We start from the raw sequence: 20,472 nt of genomic DNA on the forward strand, positions 1-20,472 counted from the left end.
TCGAACCGCTCCTCATCCGCAACTCCCCAGGCGCCATTCCCGGTAGATACCGCTTCGGTGGTGCCGCTCTGCGCCCGGGATGCGGGGGCTGGAGCACCCGGCCCGTCACAGACCCCGGCAAGCGCACAGGCCCGGCGATTTCGCCGGGCCTGTCCATTCTCATGCCTGGTGCTGAGGCTCGGGATCGAACCGAGGACACCGGCATTTTCAGTGCCGTGCTCTACCAACTGAGCTACCTCAGCGCCGTCGCTTCATGCTAGGTTCACGCCCGCCCGCCGGTCAAGGCGCGGCTCACGCCCCGGCAGTATCATTCCCGGCCATGAGCATCCGCCCCTTCACCATCAGCGTCCCTGGTGAGGTCCTCGCCGACCTCCGCGAACGGCTCGCCCGGACCCGCTGGCCGGAGCAGCTTCCCGACGCCGGCTGGGACTACGGCGCCAACCTCGCCTACATCCGCGAACTCTGCGACTACTGGGCCAACGGCTACGACTGGCGCCTCCACGAAAGCCACCTCAACCGCTATCCCGGCTTCCTCGCAGAGGTCGATGGCGTCGACCTGCACTTTTGGCACATCACGAGCGGAAACCCATCCGCCATCCCCCTCCTCCTGGTTCACGGCTGGCCCGGCTCCATCTTCGAGTTCAATTTCATCATCGACCGGCTCGTGCACCCCGAAGCCCACGGCAACTCCGCCGCCGATGCCTTCGACCTCGTCATCCCTGCGCTCCCCGGCTTCGGGTTCGGCGGCAAACCGCGCGAGCGCGGCTGGGGCATCTCCCGCATTGCCGCCGCCTTTCACACCCTCATGACCCGCGAGCTCGGCTACCGGCGCTACGGCGTCCAGGGCGGCGACTGGGGCGGCATCATCTCCGCCAAAATGGCGTCCGCCTATCCCGAGAGCGTCATCGGCGCCCACCTGAACTTCCTCTTCGTCCAGCCCCCGCCGAACCCGACCGAGGAAGACCGCAAATACATCGCCGCCCGCGATGCTTTCCAGGCGAACGAAACAGGCTACTCCCTCACCCAGGGGACCAAGCCCGATTCCCTCACACTCGCCCAGTCCGATTCCCCTGCCGGGCTCGCCGCCTGGGTCGTCGAAAAGTTCCACACCTGGGGCGACGTCGGCAGCAACATCGAAGAGACGTTCTCAAAAGATGTGTTGCTGACGAACCTCATGTTCTACTGGGCGCCGAACAGTGTCGCCTCGTCGGCCCGCATCTATTACGAGGCGCGCCGCGACCCCGCCGGCTTCGTCTACCCGCGGGTCGAAGTGCCCACCGGCGTGGCCGTCTTCCCGCGCGAGCCGTGGCGGGTGCCCCGCCACTGGGCAGAGCAGCGCTTCAACATCGTCCACTGGACCGAAATGCCCCGGGGCGGCCACTTCGCAGCCCTCGAACAGCCGGCCCTCCTCGCCAGCGACATCATCGCCTTCTTCCGTCCGCTCCGCGCCCGGTGACGCCCCGGGCCGGCGTCACCCGGGCCGCCGGCTACGGCAGCGTGTGCGTATACACCTCATTGAAAGTGATGCGGTCGCCCTCGAGCAGCACAAGGTCAAACCCCCGCAGCCTCCGCGCGGAGCCGTCCGGGAGTGTCACCGTGCAGTACCAGCGGCCGCAGTAACCCCCCGGGATCGGCCAGACCTCGTCCGGGATGTAGGTCATTGGCGGCGTCGCGGCGAACAGCCCCTCGAGGTACGCCTTCAGCGCCGCGTGCCCCTTTACGCCCTGCGGCACCTGGCCGTCCCGGTACTCGACCTCCGGGTGGTAGAACTCCAGCAGCCGGAGGACGTCCTTCTCCGTCCAGGCCCTCAGCCAGTCGGCGTTGTACTGTGCGATGTCCATCGGTCCTCCATCGGGGGCAGGTGCGGCCCCGCGGAGTGTACCCCGGCGTCCGCCCCTGGGGTCACTCCAGTTCGACGATGAGGGTCGCCCGCTCGTTGTCGATTGCGTTGATGGACACCCGCGCCACGCCTTCCAGGTTGGCCAGCCGCTCCTGGAAGTCGAGCAGCTCGCCGAACCCCTTCCCCCGCACGTCAACCTGCAGCCGGCGCCCGCGCAGCTCGGAGTCCGCCTGCCCGGCCGGCGGCGGCTCGGCCGGGGGCCGCGCGCTCTTCTGACCTTTCAGCCCTCCGGCGAGCCCCTCGAGCCCGGCCACAACCTGCGCGATGCTCGCCGCCGCCGCGAGGTACTCCTGGCGCAGCTGCAGGAGCGGCGCCGCAATCGCCTCAGAAAGCGCCCCTGCCACCGACGACGGTGAGCTGCCTGCCTGGGCACGCGTCGCTTCCGCGAGCCGGTCCTCGAGTTCTGCCAGCCGGTCGAGGAGCCGCTCGTAGTCCTGGCGCAACAGGTCGTACCGCCGCCGCAGCTGGCGCACCGTCGCATCCCCCGACGCAGCTTCCTGCAATCGCTCCAGGATCACATCCTCAGGCTCGCTGTCGTGCTCTCCCACGTCAACCTTCCCGGGAGGTACGCGCCCGGGAGCCGCGGGAGTGCCTCAGGCCTGCCGGGCCGGGAGCATCGTTCGCTCCCGACCGCCCTCGAGCCGATATCCGAACCCCCGCACCGTCACCAGGTACCGCGGGGCCTGCTCGTCCGGCTCGAGCTTCCGCCTGATCCGGCGGACGTAGACCTTAAACACGTCCTGTGCTTCCCGCGGAAGATAGCGGTAATCATCCGAGACGGCGTTCAGGATTTCGTGCGGCTTGAGCACCCGCCCGCTGTTGCGGGCCATGTACTCCACGATCCGGAATTCCGCCGCGGTGAGTGGTACCACCATCCCCCCGCGCTGCACCTCGCATCGATCAACATCGACCACAAGGTCGCCGACCTGAAGGACGCCGCTATTCGCGCCGCTGGCCGCATCATACGCCCCGGCCCGCCGCAGCACGGCGCGCACCTGCGCGACCACCACCCGCGGGTCTGCCCCTAGCTCCAGGCAGGCCTCGGCCCCGGCCGTAAATGCCTCGGCGACCAGCTCCGGGAGCGCTGCATCGAATACCGCGACCACCGGCCTCCCGCACGCTGCCAGCCGCGCGACATCAACCAGCCCGGAAACTCCGTCGCAATCGATCGCGCGGCAGACCAGGTCGAATTCCCCCGACTCCGCCATCCGCAGCGCTGCTTCGCCGGGCTCCCGCTCGAGCACCGCCAGTCCGCCGCTGTGCAGCGCACGGACAAAGTGGCGGGTCTCCATGGCGCCCGGAGCAACCAGCAGGCAGCTGAGGAAGCGGGGAGAAAGGCTGCCGTCCATCGTTACCTGTACGTTCCCGAATCTCCACCGGGGCAGGCCCCGGGCCGGTGCGTGGGATTATATCCACGTTTGTCAAGAGGTAAAGACCCTATTTTTGTCGCCGGTCTCCCTGATGTCGCCGGCGCCCGCGCGCCGCCCGCAAAATCGGGCGAATCCCGAATTGTTGCGCCCGCCCGGGCCGGCCGAATCTTTCGATATGGGACAGGCACAGCGCATCCACACCTACGACGACGAACTTCACGAGCGCCGGCGCCGGCTCGCCATCGTGCGCCCTATCGTGGATTTCGAAGAGGAGCGCCTGAAGCGCCTCCGCGAAAAGGCGCGCGACACCCGCGACCCCTGACCTGGGGCCGGCGGCGCGTTTGCCGGGCCGGGCAGGCCGCTCCTATACTTCGGAGACTGCACCGCCGTTCGCCAGAACGCACCTACGCGTCCCCGGAGTCGCCAGAGCATGCCAATCACCACCAAGCGCGAGTGGCTGCAGGGCCCCTACGCCAAAGCTGTCCAGCGCGCCCCCGAGCGCCAGCCCTCCTTCGAAACCACCGGGCGGATGCCCATCGAGCCGATCTACACCCAGGACGACCTCGAAGGCTGGGACCCTGTCACCCAGCTCGGCTTCCCCGGCGAGTTCCCCTTCACTCGCGGCATCCAGCCCACCATGTACCGCGGCCGCTTCTGGACCATGCGCCAGTACGCTGGCTTCGGCACCGCGGAAGAATCGAACCAGCGCTACCGCTACCTCCTCGCCCAGGGCCAGACCGGCCTCTCCGTGGCGTTCGACCTCCCCACTCAGATCGGCTACGACTCGGATGACCCCATGGCCGCCGGCGAGGTCGGCAAGGTCGGCGTCGCCATCGACTCCATCGAGGATATGCTCACCCTCTTCGATGGCATCCCGCTCGATAAAGTCACCACCTCCATGACCATCAACGCGACGGCCGCCATCCTCCTCGCGCTCTACGTGGCCGTCGGCAAGCACCAGGGCGTCCCGCCTGAGGAGCTCGGCGGGACCGTCCAGAACGATATCCTCAAGGAATACATCGCCCGCGGGACGTACATCTACCCGCCCAAGCCCTCCATGCGGCTCATCACCGACATCTTTGCCTACTGCAAAGACAACGTGCCGCAGTGGAACACCATCTCCATCTCCGGCTACCACATGCGCGAGGCGGGCTGCACGGCCGCCCAGGAGATCGCCTTCACCCTCGCGAACGGCATCGCCTACGTCGAGGCCGCCATCGGCGCCGGCCTCGATGTCGACGAGTTCGCCGGCCGGCTCTCCTTCTTCTTCGCCTGCCACAACAACTTCCTCGAAGAAGTGGCGAAGTTCCGCGCCGCCCGCCGCCTCTGGGCCCACATCATGCGCGACCGCTTCGAGGCGAAGAATTCCCGTTCTCAGATGCTCCGCTTCCATACCCAGACCGGCGGCGCAACCCTCACCGCCCAGCAGCCCGAGAACAACATCGTCCGCACCACGGTCCAGGCCCTCGCGGCCGTGCTCGGCGGCACCCAGTCGCTCCATACGAACTCCATGGACGAGGCCCTCGCCCTCCCGACCGAGAAGGCCGTCCAGATAGCCCTCCGCACCCAGCAGATTCTCGCTTACGAGAGCGGCGTCGCCGACGTCATCGACCCGCTCGGCGGCTCCTACTTTGTCGAAGACCTCACGAACCGGCTCGAAGCAGAAGCCCGGGAGTACATCAAAACGATCGACAGCATGGGCGGCGCACTGGCCGCCATCGAAAAGGGCTTCCAGCAGAAGGAGATCCAGGAAGCCGCCTACCGCTACCAGATGCAGGTCGAAAACAAGGAACGGATCATCGTCGGCGTCAACGAGTTCGTCGTCGCCGAGGAGGAGCACCCCGAGATCCTCCGCGTCGACCCCGCCATCGGGCAGCGCCAGGTCGAAAAGCTCCGGCGGCTCCGCGCCACCCGCGATAATGCCGCCGTCGAACGGATGCTCGACCGCATCGAACAGGCCGCCCGCGGCACCGAAAACCTCGTCCCGATCATGGTCGAGGCTGTCGAGAACCGGGTGACCCTGGGCGAAATCAGCCATCGCCTCCGCAAGGTCTGGGGCGAACAGCGCGAGCCGGTGTTCATCTGATGAGCGACGACGACGTCCGGACCCGCGCCGACGAACGGCGCCGCCTCCTCGCCGAGCTCGAACTCGAGCGCAACCAGTTCATCCGGAACGTCGAAACCTGCCGCATCCGCGACATCGAACGGCCGTTCATCGGCGACTGGTCGGTCAAAGACATCGTCGGTCACGTCGCGAGCTGGGAGGCGGAAGTCGTCACCGCCCTGCGGGAACTCCGCGCCGGCCGCCGTCCCGAGCTCTACGACTTCAACCGCAGCCGCCTCGACGCCTGGAACCAGGAGCACGTTGAGCGAAAGCGCAGCCTCGACTTTTTCAGCGTCCTCGAGCAGCTCAAGGATGGCCGCCACCGCCTCCTCGACGAGCTCGCCCACATCCCCGACGAAGACCTGGTCGACGAGGGCTCGCGCTACCGGAAACTTGTCCAGGCCGTTATCGACCACGACCGCGAACACTGGCACGCCATCGCCGCCCGCCTCGCCGGCATGGAGGGGGCCCGCCGCACCGGCGCCCAGTCGATCATCGAAGAAGCCACATCCTGAGGGGTACCGCACCAGTATGCTCACCAAAATCCACCACGTCGGCATCGTCGTGCACTCCGCCGACGAAGCCCTCAAGTTCTACCGCGACGCCCTTGGCCTGCCCGTCACCGCCGACCGCGTCATTGAAGACCAGGGCGTCCGCGGGGTTCTCCTCCAGATTGGCGACTCGGAAATCGAGCTGCTCGAGCCGACCCGCGACGATACCGGCGTCGCCCGCTTCCTCGCCAACCGCGGCGAAGGCATGCACCACATCTGCTTCGAATCCGACGACGTCGCAAAGGAACTCGAAGCCGCGCGCGAAAAGGGCATCGAACTCATCGACCAGGCGCCCCGCCTGGGCCTCGCCGGCATGATCGCCTTCCTCCACCCGCGCTCCAACCACGGCGTCCTTGTTGAGTTCGCCACCCCCATCGAGGGGCAGCACGGCCACTAGATGGACGGCATCGGCGCCACCCACATCGACCACATCGTCATCTCCTCGAATAACAGCGAGGTGGTCGCCGAGACGTTCCGCCGCAACATCGGCATCGAGATCCGGCGCACCATGAGCCGCCCGGGTACCGGCGCCCGCCTCGCCTTCGCGAAGCTCGGCGACGTCATCCTCGAATTCGCGGGGCCGCCTGAGCCCGACCCTGCAGCCGAGGTCAAAGCACGCCTCTGGGGCATGGTTCTCGCCGTCGCCGATATCGCCGCCGCCGTCGAACGGCTGCGCGGCCTTGGCTACGAAGTCACCGACCCGCGCCCCGCTGTCCAGCCCGGCGCGCTCATTGCCACGGTGAAGTCCGGCACGGGCGGCGTGCCGTTCGCCCTCATCCAGTACAACGCCATCCCGCACGAATCCCCCGCTGGAGCAGCACCATGAAAGCAAAGCGCATCGACCACGTCGGCATCGTCGTCAAGAACCTCGAAGAGGCCACCGCCACCTATGCCCGCAACTTCGGGCTCACGGTCGATCCCGCCCGCGGGGGCGAGGTCCCCGCACTGGGCATCAAGAATGCCTTCATGCCGATCGGCGAGAGCGACCTCGAGTTCATCCAGCCGCTCACCGATCAGGGGCCGGTCGCCCAGTTCGCCAAAGAGCGGGGCGAGGGCCAGTTCCTGCTCTCGATTGAAGTTGATGACGTCGCTGCAGCCGTCGAGCACCTCCGCAGCCTCGGCTTCCGCGTCGGCGACCCGAACAACGGCGTCGCCTTCGTCTCGCCGAAATCCTCGCACGGCGTCAACCTGCAGCTCATCCAGCGCCAGGGGCGCTGACTCGCTACCATAACGGACGAAGCATCACCAACGCCCCGGGGAAAGTCATGTCGACAGCAACCGCCACCGACAAAATCCGTGTCCTCATCGCCAAGCCCGGCCTCGACGGCCACGACCGCGGCGCCAAGGTCGTTGCCCGCGCCCTCCGCGATGGCGGCTGCGAAGTTATCTACACCGGCATCCGCCAGACGCCCGAGATGATCGCCGAAGCCGCCCTCCAGGAAGACGTCGATGTCGTCGGCCTCTCCATCCTCTCCGGCGCCCACCTCGAACTCTTCCCCCGCGTCGTCGAGGAGCTGAAGAAGCGCGGCCTTGATGATGTCCTCCTCTTCTGCGGCGGCATCATCCCCGAAGAAGACACCGAGGCCCTCCAGAAGCTCGGCTTCAAGGCGATCTTCCGCCCCGGCACGAATACCCAGGACATCGTCAAGTTCGTCTACGACAACGTGAAGAAGAAGTAACGTGGACGAACTGGTCCAGCGCTTCCTTGCGGGCGACCGCCGCGCGCTCGCTCGCATCATCACCCGCGTCGAAAACAGCACCCTCGAAGGGCGCGACTACGTTCGCGCCCTCTTCCCCCACTCCGGGCGCGCCCACATCGTGGGCATCACCGGCGGCGCAGGCTCCGGCAAGAGCACGCTGACCGGCGCGCTTACCGCCGAACTCCGCCGGCGAGGCCGCACCGTCGCTATCATCGCCGTCGACCCCTCCAGCCCCTTCACCCACGGCGCCCTGCTCGGCGACCGCATCCGCATGCAGGACGTCACCATGGACCCGGGCGTCTACATGCGTTCCATGGCCGGCCGCGGCGCCCTCGGCGGCCTCGCCCCGGCCATCGCCGATGTTGTCGCCGTCGTCGACGCCTTCGGATTCGACTACGTCATCGTCGAAACCATCGGCGCCGGCCAGGACGAGGTCGAAATCGCCGGCACCGCCATGACAACGGTCCTCGTCAACAATCCCGGCACCGGCGACGACATCCAGGCCCTCAAGGCCGGCATCATCGAAATCGCCGATATCCTCGTCGTCAACAAGGCCGACCACCCGGGGGCCGACGTCCTCGTCAGCCAGCTCCAGGCCCTCCTCGCCCTCTCCCCCGCAGACCACCGGCGGCCGCCCATCCTCAAAACCATCGCTACCCGCGGTGAAGGGCTGGCGCAGCTCGCCGACGCCATCGACGAGCACCGCGCCTACCTCGAACAGACCGGCCAGCTCGCGGCCCACCGCTCCGAGGATGCCCGCCATCAGCTCCTTGCCATCACGCAGCAGCTCATCCTCGAGGAGATCCGGCGCGCTGCCCCCGAGGCCGTCATCGAAACGCTCACCGGCCGCATCGCCAGCCGCGAACTCGACCCCCACACCGCCGCCGAAGAGCTCGCCGCCCTCGTCCTCCCCCGCGGGTGAGCAGTCCGCCCGTGCTACCATCGCCGGTGTGAGCAGTCAGCAGCGCATCCGCACCTGGTTCCGCAAAGGCGAGCGCGTCCGCTACATCTCCCACCTCGACGTGCTGCGCTTCTGGGAGCGCGCCATCCGCCGCGCCGGTCTCCCGCTCTCCTACTCCCAGGGCTTCACGCCCCATCCTAAGCTCGCCTTCGCCTCGCCCCTGCCCCTCGGCTTCACCGCCGAGCGCGAGGTCATGGATGTCCAGCTCGACGAGCGTATCGACCCCGCCGAGTTCCATGCGCGCCTCGCCGCCCAGGCCACCGGCGACCTCGCAGTCGTCGCCGTCCGCGAGGTTCCCCTCGGGGCGCCCCAGCCCCAGGCAGCGATGCTCTGGTCCGATTACCGTGCTGCAGTGCCCGGCCTTGATCCGGCCGAGGCCCGCGCCCGCATCGAGGCCTTCCTTGCCCTGCCGGCCTTCGAGTGGCGCGAGGAGCGCGGCGAACGCGAGCGCACCTACGACCTCCGCGCGGCCACCGCCTGGCTCACCGCCCGCCCGATCGACGGCGGCACCGAACTCGCGATGCGCCTGCGTACAGACCAGAACATAACCGCTCGCCCGGAGGCTATACTGGCGGCGCTCTTCCCCGGCTTCGAGCCGCAGAGCTACGTGCGCACCGACATCATCCTCGATGAACGGTCGCCAGCGAGGGAGCTATGGCGTCGCTACGGCCAGTACCTCTGACCACCTGCGAAATCCGGCCGGCAACGCCCGCCGATGCCCCCGAACTCTACGTCCTCTGGCAGCGCGTCCGCGAACATAACGCTGGGCTCGACCCCCGCATCGTCCTCGCTCCCGTTGCCCCCGACCAGTTCGCCGCCGCGCTCGAGCGCCAGCTCGGCCGCGGGTCGGCCACCGTCCTGGTCGCCGCCGACCGGGCCCGGCTCGCTGGATTCGTCTCTGGTGCCATCGAAACCGCCAGCGCCGACCGCCTTCCGGAGCGCCACGCCACCATCGGCTACCTCTGGGTCGAACCTGGCTACCGCCGCCGCGGCATCGGCCGCGCGCTCGTGGAAGCCGTCGCCCGCTGGGCCGCAGCGTACGATGGCGTCCGCCACTTCGAAATGCCGGTCCTCGCTGCAGATGTGGAGGCTGCCCGCTTCTGGGAAGCGCTCGGCTTCCGGCCGTTCATTGCCCGCCTGTGGGCGCCGCTCGCCCCCGAACCGGATGACGGCGGTGTGCCATGAGCCTCCTGTATCTCGTCCGCCACGGCGAAACCAACCACAACGCCGAGGAGCGGGGGCTCGGGCGCGCCGACGTGCCCCTCTCCGAACGCGGCCTCGAGCAGGCGTGCCTCATCGCCGCCCGGTTCGCGCGCGTGCCCCTCGATGCCGTCCTCAGCAGCCCGCTCCAGCGGGCCCTCGCCATCGCGCGGACCATCGCCGAACAGCACGCGCTCGCTGTCGATATCCGCCCCGAACTCACCGAACTCGATGTCGGCGACACCGAAGGCCTGGCCTATGCCGAAATCCGCACCCGCTTCCCCGACTTCTACGCAGCCTGGACCGGTGACAACCCGGTCCATGTCCCCATGCCCGGCGGCGAGTCCATCGCCGCGCTGGCGGAACGTCTCGCGCCGCTCGCAGACGAACTCCTCGGCGGCCCCGACCGCGTCATGGTGATCGTCTCGCACAACTTCACCCTCCGCGTCCTGGTTTGTCTCCTCCTCGGTATTCCGGTCGCAAACTTCCGCAACTTCCGGCTCGACCTCGGCTCGGTCACCACCATCTCCGTCCAGCACGGCCGCGCCGCCATCCAGGCCCTCAACGATGTCTGCCACCTCGACGCCTTGAATCTTTCGCCTGCCGCGCGTAGCGTCTCCACCTGAGCTTATGGCCCCGCCCAGCTTCCTCAGCCGCTCCCGCCTCATCATCGTGGCCAGCCTGCTCATCGGGAGCTACTTCGTCTACACCGCCGCGCTGGGCGCCTACCGTACGCAGCAGCTGAGCGAGTCCCGCGCCCAGGCCGAGCGCCAGCTGCGCCAGCTCGAAGAGCAGAAGGCCTACCTCGAAGCGGTCCGGGCCTACGTCGCCTCCGATGTGTACGTCGAACAGGAGGCTCGCCGCCGGTACGGCTACATTCGCGAAGGAGAAATCCCGTTTGTCGTCATCAGCCCGCCGGCCGCCGAAGAACAGCAGCCCGCCGGCCCCTGGTGGCAGCGGCTCTTCCCGCGCTGACGAACCCCTCGCCGGCGCCTGGTCCCCCGTCCCGGGCGCTCCCGCCCCGCAACGCGCTGCCGATTCGCTCCCGCCCGCGGTCCGCCGCGTCCTCCGCACCGTCGAACGGTTCGCCCGCGCTGAGCGCCTCTTCCGCGGCCGTCGCCGCCTCCTCGTCGCCGTTTCCGGTGGCCCCGATTCCCTCGCCTGCCTCCATCTTCTGCTCGCCCTCCGCGAAACGTTCGGCCTCGAACTCAAGGTCGCCCACTTCGACCACCAGCTTCGTCCCGGTTCCGCCGATGACCTCCAGTTCGTCCGCGACCATGCCGCCGCCCTCGGCCTCGAGGCGATTACCGGCGAAGGCCCCGTCCGCGAGGTTGCCGCCCGCCAGCGCCGCGGCATCGAGGAAACGGCCCGCCTCATGCGCTACCAGTTCCTCGCCTTCGCCGCCGAAAAAGAAGGGTGCGACGCGGTCGTCACCGGGCACACTGCCGACGACCAGGCCGAGACCGTCCTCCTCCACCTGCTTCGCGGGAGCGGCGTCCGCGGTATGCGCGGCATGCTCCCCGCTGCCCCCATCCCGGGAGCCCCGGGCCGCACGCTCCTCCGCCCGCTGCTCTGCATCCGCCGCGACGACACCGCTGCGGTATGCCGCGAACTCGGCCTCGAACCGCGCCTCGACGAATCGAACCGCGACCCTGCCCACACCCGGAACCGCATCCGCACGGAACTCCTCCCGGTGGCAGCCCGGTTCAACCCGTCCATCGCCGACGCCCTCCTCGGCCTCGCCGACAGCGCCCGGGAAGCGTTCGAGCTGCTCGAGAAGCGCTCGTTCGAGGCTCGCGCCGCCGCGCGGGGGCCGGTCGGAGCTATCTATGACCTCGCCGCGCTGGCCGGCCTCCCCGCCGAATCGCTCCTCCTTGTCATCGAACGGGAGGCCGCCTTCTTCCACCTCGAGCCCGAGGTCAACCGCACCCGCGTCCGCAATTTCCGCGAGGTTCTCCGGCGCGGCTCCGGCCAGGTTGCCTTCGGCGACACGGTCGTCGAGGTTTCAGCCGGCCGTGTGCGCATCGGTCCCCGCCTCGAACCGGTTGAGCCGGTCGCGCCGGTCATCCTCGACGTCCCGGGGAGCCGCCGCGTCGGGCCCTGGCGGGTTGACGTGCTGACGTCGCCCCTCGCCGCGGACCCCGCCGCACCGGTCGCCGCCCTCGCCACCCCTGCGTTGCGTGGCGCCCTCCGCGCCCGCTCAATCCAGCCCGGCGATACGCTCACCTGGCGCGGGCTCCGGCGGAAACTCTCTGACCTGTTCATTAACGAGAAGATTCCCGCGTGGGAGCGTCCCGGGTCGGTTGTTATCGCCGACGCCGAAGGCCCGGTCGCCGTGTTCACCGCCAGCCGGGTCTTCGTCCGCGATGCGCCCGGCCCGCCCGACCTCTGGGTCAGGCTCGCGGCCCTGCCGCGGCTGGCCGCGCCGTAGCGAATCGCGGGACCACCTCTTCCAGCATCCGCATTGTCTGGTCCATCAGATCTGCGTCATCCGACGCGATCGGCCGCACCACGAACTTCGAAATGCCGGCTGCGATGAACTCCTCGATCCGTCGCGCGATGTCGTCGGCCGACCCGGCAACGACCAGCCCCGCCGGGTCCGCGACGCCCGGCAGGCGCGCCAGCGCCGCCAGCTGCCGCTGCACCGCCGGGTCCTCCGCCGACCCGAACCGGTACGAAAAGCCGGCACCGTAGTGATCATCGTCGATCGCCCGGCCGTACTCCGCGGCCTTCTCCCGGATCGCCCGGACAATGGGGGCAACCTGCGCCGGCGTCTGCAGCCCGGCGAGCCACCCGGTGCCAACCCGCGCTGTCCTCCGTATGGCCGCCTCCGAGCTGCCGCCGATCCACAGCGGCAGCGGCTGCTGCACCGGCCGCGGGCTGATGGCGGCGTCGACGTACCGGTAGTGCTTCCCTTCGAAGGTCACCCGGTCCTCGCTCCACAGCCGCGCCATGATCACGAGCGCCTCGTCCGCCTGCTCGCCGCGACCGCGGGGGTCCCGCCCCGTCGCCCGCCACTCCGGCGCCCGCTCGTCGCCTACGCCGAACACCGGCAGCAGCCGGCCGCCGCTGAGGAAGTCCAGCGTCGCGCACTCCTTCGCCAGCACCAGCGGGTCCCGGAATGGCACGATGACGGCGTTCATTCCCGCCTTCAGCCGTTTCGTCCGGCCGAGCGCCATCCCGATGGCCGCCATCGGCTCGAGCGTCGGCGTGTGCGACACCAGCCGCTCGCTGAACCAGACCGAATCCGCGCCCTGTTCCTCGAGCAGGTCGATCCACGCGTGGTACGCCCCGACCGACGAAAACGGAAATCCGGCCACTCCGAAGCCGATGCCGATGCCCATGTCTTTCTCCCTCGCGAAGCCTTACTCGCGCACGAACTGCGCGAAGAACCGGGTCAGCCGCGCGTGGAGCCCCGGCTCAGCAGCCAGGAGCCCGCGCACAATCGGCCGCGGCTGATTGAACGTCAGCGGGTCGCCGAGGACCCCCGTGACCCGCAGGCCCGCAGCCCGGCAGAGTGCGACCCCGGCTGCGACATCCCATTCGGCCCGCCCGAAGCCCGTCAGCGTCGCGTTGCCTTCGCCCCGGGCGAGGAGCGCGAGCCGGTAGGCCACACTCCCCACCGGACGCACGATTGTGCCCTCGGGCAGCGGCGGCAGGTCGTCCCACGCGTGCTCGCCCCGCCCCACAAGTGCCTCGAACGGCTGGCCGGTCGGCTCCGTCGGCGGGCGCTCTTCCGCTCCGCAGCACGCAGCCGCGAACAGCTCGCCGGTGGCCGGGTTGTGCACCACGCCCAGGACCGGCTCGCCGCCGACGACCAGCGCGATGGAAACCGCGTATTCCGGGATGCCCTGCAGGAACTCTCGCGTGCCGTCGATCGGGTCCACGACCCACGTCCGCGCGGCCCTGAGCCGCGCCGGCGAGTCCCGGTGCTCCTCGCTCAGCCACCCGTCGCCCGGGAATGCGCCGAGCAGCCGCCGCTCGAGCAGCGCCGCCGCCTCGAGGTCCGCCTCGGAAACGAGTTCGCGGCCCGCCTTCCGGCCGTACCGGACTCCCGACCGGCGCAGCCGTTCGATGACTGCCCCTGCCTCCAGCGCTGCCTCCCGGGCCGCCTTCAGCTCGCGCTCGAACACACCGTCCATTCTAGGGACGGCCGCCGCCGCAGGCTCAGGCGAAGGCAGCGAACAGCTCCTCGAACGCCTTCACCTGTCCGCCCTTCGTCGATGAAGGGACGACAATCGGCGTCTTCACGCCCACCGCATACCACTGCTCCAGCCCCTCGAACACCTGCTTCCGTGTGCCGAAGAGCGTGCAGTCTGCAAGCCAGCGGTCGCTCATCAGGCCGGGCAGGGCCTCCCGGTCGCCGCGCGCAAGCGCTGCCTCAATCGCCTCCATCTCCTCAACGTAGCCCGCTTCCTTCCAGTAGTTCCGGTAGTTCGGCAGCATCACGTAGCCCGTGAGCACCCGCTTCATCACGTTCGCGGCCGCTGCCGGGTCCTCGTCGTCGATGCACATCGGGATCATGTCGCCGATGAAGAAGTCGCCCTCCCGTTTCTCCTGCGGAATGTGCGAGAGCGAGTCCGGCATATGCGAGCGGGCCGCGTTCGCCCACACCGCGCCCTCCGCGATCTCCACCGCCAGCTCAACCATCTTCTTCCGCAGCGTCGCCAGCACAATCGGCGGGAGCGGCCCCACCTGCGGCGCAGCGGCCCGCATCGCCTCCACGTACCTCCGCATGTCGCTCAGCGGCTTCCCGGTCTTCGCGCCGATCCGCTGGTTGGCCGGCTCGTGGCTCACGCCGATGCCGAGGTAGAACCGCCCGTCGCTGATCTCGTGGATGTACGCCGCCGATTGCGCAAGGTCGAACGGCACGCGGTAGTAGATCGGGATGATCGACGTTCCGAATTTGATCGTCGACGTTGCGTGGGCGATGGAGAGGCACAGCCCCATCCCGTCTCCGAAACTGGCGCAGTAAATCCCTGCGAACCCGGCAGCCTCGAGCTGCTTTGCGGTCTCGACGGTCCATTTGCGGCGGCCGACCGCCGCGGCAAGCGCCACCGCTGGCTTCTGCATGCGTCTCTGCTCCTCAACAACGAAGTCGTGACCGCGACTATACGGAACGCCGGCCTTACCGGCCCGCCGCTGTCAGGCCTCTCGCCGGTAGCGCAGCATCCGCCCCGCGCCCGCGCCGGTGTGGACGCCGTCCTCATACGCCACCTGCCCGTTCACCACCACCATGCGAATCCCGCGCGGCTCCTGTTTCGGCTCCGCATAGGTGGCCCGGTCTTCGATTGTCGCCGGGTCGAACAGCACGAGGTCGGCGAACCATCCCTCGGCCACCCGCCCGCGACCGGCGATGCCGAACCGCTCGCACGGCGCTGAGGTCATCTTCCGGATTGCCTCTTCGAGCGGCAGGACACCCCGCTCCCGCACATACCGGGCGAGCACCCGGGGCATGGTCCCGAACAGCCGGGGGTGCGGGTTCCCCTTCAGCACCGGGATGCCGTCCGAGCCGATGAACACCCGTGGGTGGCGCAGGTTCGTCTCGATGTCCGCCTCGTCGATGATGAAGTGGATGCAGATGACTTCCCGGCCCCGCGGGCTGGTGAGCATCTCCCGCACCGCCTCCTCGACCGTCCACCCGCGCCCGGCCGCGATCTCCGGCACCATCCGCCCCTCGAATTCCGGGTAGTCGGGGCAGGTCGCAATCATCACGCCCCCTGCCCACTCCCGGTCGATGGCCGAGAGGTTCACGTACTGCCACATCGGCCCGCTTCCCGCCGTATAGGGGTAGACGTCCAGCGTCACACTCGTCCCCGAAGCGTGGGCAGCATCCGCCTTCGCCAGGGACGCCGCCACCCGGCCCCAGTTCCGCCGCCCCGCCGCCTTGTGGTGCGAAATGTGCAGCCCGACGCCGGCCTCCCGCGCGATGCTGATCGCCTCGTCGACCGCCTCCAGCAGACGGTCGCCCTCGTTCCGCATATGCGTTACGTAGAGCCCGCCGTACGGCGCCGCCTCCGCGGCGAGCGCAACCACCTCCTCCGTTGCTGCATATCTCCCCGGTTCGTAAATCAGCCCGGTCGAAAAGCCGGCCGCCCCCTGCTCCATCGCCCGGGCGACGTGTCCCCGCATCTCGGCCAGCTCATCCGCCGTCGGGGCGCGGCGCTCCATCCCGAGGACGTGCGCCCGCACCCGGTTGTGCCCGACCAGCATCAGGTTGTTGATCGCCGGCCGCTTCGCCATGCACGCGGCGAAGTAGCTCTCGAGGTCCGTCCAGCTCGACCCCGGCCCCGAAATGTCGCCCGGCATGTACTCCCGGCCCGGCTCGTTCGGCACGGTGCTGAAGCCGCAGTTGCCGCTGACGTCGGTAGTCACGCCCTGCGCCAGCTTGAAGGCCATATCCGGGTGCCGGAGAAATGCACCGTCGTCGTGCGAGTGCGTGTCGATGAAGCCAGGGCAGAGCACCAGTCCCCGTGCGTCGACCTCGCGTGCCCCGGCGGGAGCGCTCCCCACCGCGCTGATGCGGTCGCCCTCCACGGCGACATCGGCGACGAAGCCCGGCGCACCGCTTCCGTCGACGACCGTCGCCTCCCGGAACACCAGCCCGGCCATGGGCCGCATTCTGCCCCTCCCCGCGCACCCTGTCGACAGCGCGCCGCGGCGCAATCCTGTACCGTGGAGCCATGCCGAATCGCCTCGCAAACGAAAGCAGCCCCTACCTCCGTCAGCACGCCGAGAACCCCGTCGATTGGTACCCGTGGGGCAGCGAGGCGTTCGAACGCGCCCGCGCCGAAGACAAACCGATCCTGCTCTCCGTCGGCTACAGCTCCTGCCACTGGTGCCATGTGATGGCGCACGAGTCCTTCGAAAACCCCGCCATCGCGGAGCTGATGAACCGCTACTTCGTCAACGTCAAGGTCGACCGGGAGGAGCGGCCCGACATCGACGCGGTCTACATGGCCGCCGTCCAGGCCATCTCCGGCCAGGGCGGCTGGCCCATGACCGTCTTCCTCACACCCGATGGCCAGCCCTTCTACGCCGGCACCTACTTCCCGCCTGAAGATGCCCACGGCCGGCCCGGGTTTCCCCGCGTCCTCCAGTTCCTCGCCGAAAAGTGGCAGACCGACCGCCAGCGCATCCTCGAATCCGCAGCCGGCCTGACCGAGCACCTGCGCGCCGCGGCCGCCCGCAGGGCCGGGCCCGGCGACGGCATCGCCCCGGCGACCACAGCCCGCGCCGTCGAAGCCTTCGCCGAAAGCTTCGACACCACCTGGGGCGGCTTTGGCTCGGCGCCGAAGTTCCCCTCCCCGTCCAACCTCGAATTCCTCCTCGCGTACGCCGTCGCCCACCCCGAGACCGAGCAGGGCCAGGCCGCCGGCGCCATGGCCCTCCACACCCTCCGCGCCATGGCCACCGGCGGCATGTACGACCAGGTCGGCGGCGGCTTCGCCCGCTACAGCGTTGACGACCGCTGGGTCGTGCCCCACTTCGAGAAAATGCTTTACGACAACGCCCAGCTCGCGCGCGTCTACCTTCACGGCTACCAGCTCACCGGCGACGGCGGTTTCGCCCGCGTCGTCCACGAGACGCTCGAATTCCTCCTCCGCGAGATGCAGGACCCCGAGGGCGGCTTTTTCGCCGCGCTCGACGCCGACAGCGAAGGTATTGAGGGCAAGTACTACCTCTGGACCGTCGCCGAACTCGAACAGGTGCTCGGCGAGGACGCGCCGCTCGCCATCGCCTGGTACGGCGTCACCGCGGAGGGCAACTTCTTCGACCCGCACCACCCCGAGTTGACGGGCCGGAACGTCCTCACCGCCCGCCCCGATATCGAGGACCTCGAGCGGCGCTTCGGGCTCAGCCAGGACGAGATCCTCGACCGTATCGAAACGATCCAGGAGCGCCTTTTCTACGCGCGCCAGGAGCGGGTGCCGCCCGGCCTCGACGACAAGGTGCTCACGAACTGGAACGGCCTCGCGCTCGCTGCCCTCGCAGAGGCTGCGCGCGTGCTCGGCGAACCCGCCTACGGTATCGCCGCCGCCCGCCTCGCTGAGTTCCTTCAGCGCAACGCCTGGCGCGACGGCGTCCTCTACCACACCTGGAAAGACGGCGAAGCCCGCGTCCCCGGCCTCCTCGAAGACTACGTCTACGTCGGCCTCGGCCTCGTCGAGCTGTACAAAACGACCGGCGAGCTGCGCTGGCTCGACTGGTCACGTGAGCTCTGGGAGGCGGCCCTCGCGCGCTTCCGCGACCCCGAGACCGGCACCTTCTTCGACACCGCCAGCGACGCCGAGCAGCTGATCGTCCGCCAGCGCAGCTTCTTCGACGCGGCGACGCCCTCAGGCAACGGCGCCGCAGCCCTCCTTGGGCTCTGGCTCGGCCGCTACTTCGGTCCGGCCGAGTGGGAGCGGGTCGTGGAGGACGTCGCCGCCGCCGTCGCGGACCATCTCCTCCGGGCGGTCCCCGGTTTCGGCACCATCCTCCACGCCATTGAGTTCGCCCTGGCGCCGCACCGCGAAATCGTCATGGTCGGAGAGCCGGCAGCCCGCGCGCCCTTCGAAGAGGTCGTGGCTGCCCGCTACCTCCCGTTCACGGTCATCGCCCCGACCTCCGATGCCCTGGGCCTGCCGCTGTTCGAAGGCCGCGAGCCGACCGGGCAGCCCCTCGCCTACGTCTGCAATAACATGGCCTGCCTGGCCCCGGCCCGCACTCCGGCCGAGCTCGAAGCGCAGCTCGGACCCGTACCGGCCTTCGACTGATCCGCCCCGGCTAGATCCGCTCGACCGCCGCCAGCGGCGGCTTCGCCGGGTCGACGAGGTACCGAAGTTCCGGCATCGCCACATCGGCCACCGCGAGCGACGCGCTCACCGGCCAGTACGGCTCCGCGCCCGGCAGGGCGAATGCCTCCGCATCGAAGGCCAGCAGCTCCGGCATCCCGCGGTCCGCGCTGTGGAACTGGTACTCCGGGTCGACCTGGATGAGCCGGGGCACCGCCTCGCCGCCGCGCTCGACCCGCGCCGTGTTGAGCGTGGCCAGGTACTGGATGTCGCTGCCGCTGATCGCCTCGGGGTCGACGAGGTGCGCCTCCAGCACGGTCCGCCCGCCGATGCGCACCGCTCCCCACGAGCGGTCGTACCGCTTGGCCAGCACGACCTCGGCGGGGTGAACCGGGTAGCCCCAGCGCGCTGCCAGCGCCTCGCAGGCTGCCGCTGAGTCGCAATACGCGCGCACGGAGAGCGCCCGCGGCCGCGCGCCCGAGCGGCAGCCGATCTTCGCCTCCGCCACCGTGAACGGGCCGACCGGGCTCTCCGGCGCCCGCATCACCGTGACCACCAGCGTCGGCGGGATGGTCGGGTGCAGCGCCGGGGGCAGGAGGCTTGTCATCGCCCCCTGCTCGATTTCGTACATCACCTGCAAAATCTGGGCCCTCGGCAGGACCCACGGCTCCCCGCCGGGCTGGCGGAGCAGCGGCCCATGCTCGAAGTCGGTCGTCGGCCGGGTTCCAACGAGCGGCATCAGTTCCCTCCCCCGACGCCGGCCGGCGCGGGCGCCGGCTTCTCAGCAAACTTCGGCATGACCTCCTTCGCAAACAGCCGCAGGCTCGCCAGCACCTCCTCCTGCGGCACCGTCTCAATCGCGTTGAGCAGGAAGTTGATCCGGTCGACGCCCACCGACTCCCACTTCTTGATGACCTCGATGATCCGGTCCGGGTTGCCGATGCAGAGCCCCTCGGGAATCTGCCCTTCGGGCGCGCTCGTGGCCTCCCGCCGGAGCGCGGGCAGCAGCCCGAGGTTCGGATACGAGCGGGTCGGGTAGGCCTGCCGCGCCGCCAGCAGCTGCTCCGCGAGGTAGTTGAACGTTCCCGCAAGCCGCTGGCCCGTTTTCGCCCCGTACTCGTTGTCCTCGTGGCAGAAGAGGAAGTTCACCGTGTTCACCTGCTCGTTCACGAACGAGCCCACGGGGTCGCAGTACTTGATGCGCCGGCGGTACTCGGCAATCTTCTTCTCCTGCTCGGCGAAGCCCCCGAACGTCAGCCCGAGGCTGCCCATCCCGCGGTCGGCGGCGTCCAGCTCCGTTCCCGGGCTCGTCACTGCCACCCACATCGGCGGATGCGGCTTCTGCAGCGGTTTCGGCAGCACCGCCCGCTGCGGCATGCTGAACGCCCGGCCCTGGTAGCCGAACCGCTCCTCCGTCCACATCTTCGGGATGATCCGCACCCACTCGTCCCAGGTCTTCTTCGTCTCGTCGGGGTCGGCGCCCATCCCGCCCAGCTCCGTCCACGTCGCCGAGCGGCCAGTCCCGAACTCCAGCCGCCCACCCGAGACGATGTCCATCGTCGCGGCAACCTCTGCCGCCTTGATGGGGTTATTGAACTCGGGCACACAGACGACAATCCCCCGCCCGATGCGGATGTTCTTCGTGACCATCGCACACGCCGTCAGGAACACCTCCGGCGCCGAGCAGTGCGAATACTCCTCCAGGAAGTGGTGCTCGACCGCCCAAACCTGGTCGAACCCCAGCTCGTCCGCGAGCTTCACCTGCTCGAGGCAGTTCTGGTACACCTCGTACTCCGTGGTCGGCCCCCACGGCCGCGGCACCGAAATCTCGTAGAAGATGCCGAACTTCATTTCCTGGGCTCCCTTCTCCAGCTGGCTGCCTGCCCTGGCGGGCGGAATCTAGCACACC

General features: G+C 69.1%; 24 protein-coding genes and 1 tRNA gene. 15 read left to right on the plus strand and 10 right to left on the minus strand.

Translation table 11 applies throughout. The features are described 5' to 3' along the window. Positions 1-166: 166 nt before the first annotated feature. Positions 167-242: transfer RNA gene (locus Tbon_RS11610), tRNA-Phe, on the minus strand. Positions 243-319: 77 nt separating this feature from the next. Here Tbon_RS11610 and Tbon_RS11615 point away from each other — a divergent pair. After that, entirely contained in the window at positions 320-1,456 is a 1,137-nt protein-coding gene (locus tag Tbon_RS11615; protein WP_158067854.1) for an epoxide hydrolase family protein, read from the plus strand. Positions 1,457-1,487: 31 nt separating this feature from the next. Here Tbon_RS11615 and Tbon_RS11620 read toward each other — a convergent pair whose 3' ends face one another. From Tbon_RS11620 to Tbon_RS11630, 3 genes are all read right to left on the minus strand, one after another. Further along, positions 1,488-1,841 (minus strand): nuclear transport factor 2 family protein, encoded by a 354-nt coding sequence (locus tag Tbon_RS11620; protein ID WP_158067855.1) that lies wholly within the window; start codon positions 1,839-1,841, stop codon positions 1,488-1,490. A 61-nt stretch (positions 1,842-1,902) separates the two neighbouring features. Then, positions 1,903-2,448, minus strand: coding sequence for a hypothetical protein (locus tag Tbon_RS11625; RefSeq protein ID WP_158067856.1), 546 nt, complete (start codon positions 2,446-2,448; stop codon positions 1,903-1,905). A gap of 45 nt (positions 2,449-2,493) precedes the next feature. Beyond that, a complete protein-coding gene (locus Tbon_RS11630) occupies positions 2,494-3,249 on the minus strand; it encodes a winged helix-turn-helix transcriptional regulator (protein ID WP_158067857.1) in 756 nt (251 codons plus the stop codon). Between the two features lie 196 nt (positions 3,250-3,445). Between Tbon_RS11630 and Tbon_RS13970 the strand changes: the two genes are divergently transcribed. The 13 genes from Tbon_RS13970 (at position 3,446) to tilS (ending at position 12,217) form a co-directional block, all read left to right on the plus strand. Continuing rightward, positions 3,446-3,592 (plus strand): hypothetical protein, encoded by a 147-nt coding sequence (locus Tbon_RS13970; RefSeq protein WP_192497951.1) that lies wholly within the window; start codon positions 3,446-3,448, stop codon positions 3,590-3,592. Positions 3,593-3,700: 108 nt separating this feature from the next. Further along, a complete protein-coding gene (locus tag Tbon_RS11635) occupies positions 3,701-5,356 on the plus strand; it encodes an acyl-CoA mutase large subunit family protein (RefSeq protein WP_158067858.1) in 1,656 nt (551 codons plus the stop codon). Beyond that, on the plus strand, positions 5,356-5,889 hold the full coding sequence (locus Tbon_RS11640; RefSeq protein WP_158067859.1) for a maleylpyruvate isomerase N-terminal domain-containing protein: 534 nt from the start codon (positions 5,356-5,358) through the stop codon (positions 5,887-5,889). Before Tbon_RS11635 ends, Tbon_RS11640 begins: the two co-directional genes overlap by 1 nt. 16 nt (positions 5,890-5,905) lie before the next feature. Further along, positions 5,906-6,322, plus strand: a complete 417-nt coding sequence (gene mce / locus Tbon_RS11645; RefSeq protein WP_158067860.1) for a methylmalonyl-CoA epimerase — start codon at positions 5,906-5,908, stop codon at positions 6,320-6,322. After that, positions 6,323-6,751 (plus strand): VOC family protein, encoded by a 429-nt coding sequence (locus tag Tbon_RS11650; RefSeq protein WP_158067861.1) that lies wholly within the window; start codon positions 6,323-6,325, stop codon positions 6,749-6,751. After that, on the plus strand, positions 6,748-7,143 hold the full coding sequence (locus tag Tbon_RS11655; RefSeq protein WP_158067862.1) for a VOC family protein: 396 nt from the start codon (positions 6,748-6,750) through the stop codon (positions 7,141-7,143). The genes Tbon_RS11650 and Tbon_RS11655 overlap by 4 nt, the downstream gene beginning before the upstream one ends. Before the next feature lie 47 nt (positions 7,144-7,190). Next, positions 7,191-7,604: a cobalamin B12-binding domain-containing protein gene (locus Tbon_RS11660; RefSeq protein WP_098504273.1), complete on the plus strand. Its 414-nt coding sequence runs from the start codon at positions 7,191-7,193 to the stop codon at positions 7,602-7,604. Position 7,605: 1 nt separating this feature from the next. After that, positions 7,606-8,547, plus strand: coding sequence for a methylmalonyl Co-A mutase-associated GTPase MeaB (gene meaB / locus Tbon_RS11665; protein WP_158067863.1), 942 nt, complete (start codon positions 7,606-7,608; stop codon positions 8,545-8,547). Between the two features lie 28 nt (positions 8,548-8,575). Next, entirely contained in the window at positions 8,576-9,268 is a 693-nt protein-coding gene (locus tag Tbon_RS11670) for a TIGR03936 family radical SAM-associated protein (protein ID WP_192497952.1), read from the plus strand. Beyond that, entirely contained in the window at positions 9,241-9,771 is a 531-nt protein-coding gene (locus tag Tbon_RS11675; protein WP_158067865.1) for a GNAT family N-acetyltransferase, read from the plus strand. The genes Tbon_RS11670 and Tbon_RS11675 overlap by 28 nt, the downstream gene beginning before the upstream one ends. Further along, positions 9,768-10,412 (plus strand): histidine phosphatase family protein, encoded by a 645-nt coding sequence (locus Tbon_RS11680; protein WP_158067866.1) that lies wholly within the window; start codon positions 9,768-9,770, stop codon positions 10,410-10,412. Before Tbon_RS11675 ends, Tbon_RS11680 begins: the two co-directional genes overlap by 4 nt. A gap of 4 nt (positions 10,413-10,416) precedes the next feature. Next, positions 10,417-10,761, plus strand: a complete 345-nt coding sequence (locus Tbon_RS11685) for an FtsB family cell division protein (protein ID WP_158067867.1) — start codon at positions 10,417-10,419, stop codon at positions 10,759-10,761. Next, positions 10,685-12,217 carry a tRNA lysidine(34) synthetase TilS gene (tilS, locus tag Tbon_RS11690; protein ID WP_192497953.1) on the plus strand — a complete coding sequence of 511 codons (1,533 nt, stop codon included), beginning with the start codon at positions 10,685-10,687 and terminating at the stop codon, positions 12,215-12,217. Before Tbon_RS11685 ends, tilS begins: the two co-directional genes overlap by 77 nt. Here the strand turns inward: tilS and Tbon_RS11695 are convergent. The 4 genes from Tbon_RS11695 to Tbon_RS11710 all read right to left on the minus strand — a co-directional run bounded on the left by Tbon_RS11695 (position 12,180) and on the right by Tbon_RS11710 (position 16,398). Beyond that, positions 12,180-13,130, minus strand: a complete 951-nt coding sequence (locus tag Tbon_RS11695) for an LLM class flavin-dependent oxidoreductase (RefSeq protein WP_158067869.1) — start codon at positions 13,128-13,130, stop codon at positions 12,180-12,182. The genes tilS and Tbon_RS11695 overlap by 38 nt on opposite strands. 21 nt (positions 13,131-13,151) lie before the next feature. After that, positions 13,152-13,919, minus strand: coding sequence for a 3'(2'),5'-bisphosphate nucleotidase CysQ (locus Tbon_RS11700; RefSeq protein ID WP_192497954.1), 768 nt, complete (start codon positions 13,917-13,919; stop codon positions 13,152-13,154). A gap of 34 nt (positions 13,920-13,953) precedes the next feature. Next, positions 13,954-14,859, minus strand: a complete 906-nt coding sequence (locus Tbon_RS11705; protein ID WP_158067871.1) for an LLM class flavin-dependent oxidoreductase — start codon at positions 14,857-14,859, stop codon at positions 13,954-13,956. A 72-nt stretch (positions 14,860-14,931) separates the two neighbouring features. Next, a complete protein-coding gene (locus Tbon_RS11710; RefSeq protein ID WP_192497955.1) occupies positions 14,932-16,398 on the minus strand; it encodes an N-acyl-D-amino-acid deacylase family protein in 1,467 nt (488 codons plus the stop codon). Positions 16,399-16,469: 71 nt separating this feature from the next. On the opposite strand from Tbon_RS11710, the gene Tbon_RS11715 reads away from it, so the two are divergent. Beyond that, positions 16,470-18,545, plus strand: a complete 2,076-nt coding sequence (locus Tbon_RS11715) for a thioredoxin domain-containing protein (protein WP_158067873.1) — start codon at positions 16,470-16,472, stop codon at positions 18,543-18,545. A 10-nt stretch (positions 18,546-18,555) separates the two neighbouring features. Here the strand turns inward: Tbon_RS11715 and Tbon_RS11720 are convergent, their stop codons facing one another. Both Tbon_RS11720 and Tbon_RS11725 read right to left on the minus strand, forming a co-directional pair. Then, positions 18,556-19,302, minus strand: coding sequence for an acetoacetate decarboxylase family protein (locus Tbon_RS11720; RefSeq protein WP_158067874.1), 747 nt, complete (start codon positions 19,300-19,302; stop codon positions 18,556-18,558). Continuing rightward, positions 19,302-20,414, minus strand: a complete 1,113-nt coding sequence (locus Tbon_RS11725) for an LLM class flavin-dependent oxidoreductase (RefSeq protein ID WP_158067875.1) — start codon at positions 20,412-20,414, stop codon at positions 19,302-19,304. The genes Tbon_RS11720 and Tbon_RS11725 overlap by 1 nt, the downstream gene beginning before the upstream one ends. Between the last annotated feature and the right edge of the window lie 58 nt (positions 20,415-20,472).

Source organism: Tepidiforma bonchosmolovskayae (assembly GCF_008838325.1).
Lineage (GTDB): Bacteria > Chloroflexota > Dehalococcoidia > Tepidiformales > Tepidiformaceae > Tepidiforma > Tepidiforma bonchosmolovskayae.